Genomic DNA, 1167 nt, shown 5'->3' with positions numbered 1-1167 from the left:
CTTTGTTACAGACTTCTTAAGGTATGATTTATCGCCTTTTCTATTTGTATAAAATATTGGTGATTCCATTTGTTTTTTCTGTTGTTCTTCAAATTTCAAGATAAAAGTAATGAGTATTTGAGCTTTTGTTCTAGTCATTTTTAAATCGTTGGTGACTGAACTTAATATCTTTTCCTACTAATCTTATTTTTTGTAAGAAAAAATCAACCCTTTCCCCCAATCAAAACCTCCTGCTCCAAACACTTTTTATAATGATGAAAGAGATCCACCAAACTTTTCAAGTTCTCATCATAAATAATCAATTTTCTTTTATTCAACTGAAGATCATACAAATTCCTATTCCCATATTTCTGAAGCAATTCTTCAATATTTGGAGGGATAAAAAATGAAGCCCTTTCTCCTAGATATTTTTGATATTCATTTTGATAAATGCCAAATCCTTCAAAATCAAAGTCACCATAATGAAGGTAGGAATTGGAAATAGATTGAAGCCATTGTATCAAATCTTTAGATTGGGATTGAGGGTATCGACTAACAAATAAAACCTTCTTGTCTTCAAAAAGATAACTCTGTTGTTCGATCATTTTAAAGTTTTCGGCATTCTCTACTCCAATTATTGTAACCTCTTTATCTAAAGTGAAATTTTCAAAATCACTGATAAAAATAAAGCTCCCAAAAGAAGGTTGAAGTATTAATTCCTTTCCATTTAAAACTGCTGAAATAGGTTCATAGCAATTCACCAAGAAGCCTTTAAAAGTTCTTACTTTGGTAGATTTAGAATCAGAAGATACTTTGATGTTATCGGCTCTACTCTCTCCTGTTTTGAAATTATCTATGTAAGCCAGAAGGTCATTTATTCCCCATTGATTTTGTAAATAGAATTTCAGTTGAGAAGGATCTTTGCAAACTACCTTACGCCTTGTTCTTCCTTGAGTAGAAGATTGTAAAATACCATCTTGAAGCATCTGTTCAAAAGGAGCCCCTTTCAATTGACTCCCCGAAATCACTTCCCCTTGACTCAATTGTAATAACTTTTTGGCTTTACTCTCAGATAACTTCATTATGCTTTAGAGATAATTTGTCGAACCATCGTTTTATGCCCTGCCACCTTATCCAAGTGATAAATATGACCATAATCTAGCTGATTATTTGTTTCAGGTGATCCGT

Annotated in this window: 1 protein-coding gene; it reads right to left on the bottom strand. The window is 32.1% G+C overall.

Annotated elements, in window-relative coordinates:
* Positions 1-203: 203 nt before the first annotated feature.
* Entirely contained in the window at positions 204-1061 is an 858-nt protein-coding gene (locus HHU12_RS34005) for a hypothetical protein (RefSeq protein ID WP_169661162.1), read from the bottom strand.
* Positions 1062-1167 lie beyond the last annotated feature (106 nt).

The sequence above is a fragment of the Flammeovirga aprica JL-4 genome, from assembly GCF_012844305.1.
GTDB lineage: Bacteria > Bacteroidota > Bacteroidia > Cytophagales > Flammeovirgaceae > Flammeovirga > Flammeovirga aprica.
Note: the sequence above shows the minus strand (reverse complement) of the source record. Positions and strands in the feature narration are given on the sequence as shown.

Bases quoted from the DNA above. Each gene is read 5' to 3' on its own strand.
- HHU12_RS34005 (WP_169661162.1), bottom strand. From the start codon at position 1,061: ATGAAGTTATCTGAGAGTAAAGCCAAAAAGTTATTACAATTGAGTCAA.